This is a genomic window from Oleiphilus sp. HI0125 (genome assembly GCF_001635355.1).
Genome location: NZ_LWGF01000111.1, coordinates 1 through 713, shown reverse-complemented (window position 1 = coordinate 713; position 713 = coordinate 1). Strand labels below are relative to the sequence as shown.

Sequence of the window (713 nt, the reverse complement as noted above, 5' to 3'; positions counted from 1 at the left end):
TGCCAACGAAGCAATAACAAAGGCCACTTTATTGGGAAGCCGAGCCCAAAAAGCACCAGAAGCAGAATCACCTTCCACTGAAGATGCAGAAGCAGAACCTGCGGCTGAGCCCGAAGAATCAGAGAGCGTCGATATCAATCTTAAAGAAGACGAAGAACTTTCAACAAAAATTGGCCCTTATCACGACAGGGCAATCGTGCATATTCAAGCGGGCATGAATTATCTTGCAAGCCAAGGCTTTCAAAACATAGCGCTGATTGCCATTGGAGAGAGCGCGGGGCTCGCAATTGATTTCATTCAAAGCAAAGAGTCAGAAATTTCAGACAAAGGATTTGCGCTAATATTTATTGCGCCAGAGTTAAATCAGCACCAAAACATCGAACTATCTAGCGAACTAGGCGCAGGATTTCCGGCACCCATCCTCGATATATACGAATCTTCCCCCGAAGCAAAAGATAAAGCCCGACTACGTAATGCTGGAGCTCGTGTTGGCGGCTTTGCCAACTACAGACAATTAAAACTAAGCGCCCCTAAAGGCAGCGGTTCGGAAGGATTCCTAGAAAAAAGGATTAGCGATTGGTTAAATCGCTACTCGCCCGGACAAGAACAGGCTAGCGCTCGATAGGAAAGTCTTTTGCTTTGGTGCCGGTTAGAACTTCGAGCCGATTTACGACAACAGTAAACTCACTGAGAATTTGCTGGTAAGACGCTTG

Annotated in this window: 1 protein-coding gene; it reads left to right on the top strand. The window is 46.4% G+C overall.

The annotated features are described in order from the left end of the window. On the top strand, positions 1-625 hold a 625-nt coding region (locus tag A3762_RS01695), incomplete at its 5' end, for a DUF3530 family protein (protein WP_156493127.1). Positions 626-713 lie beyond the last annotated feature (88 nt).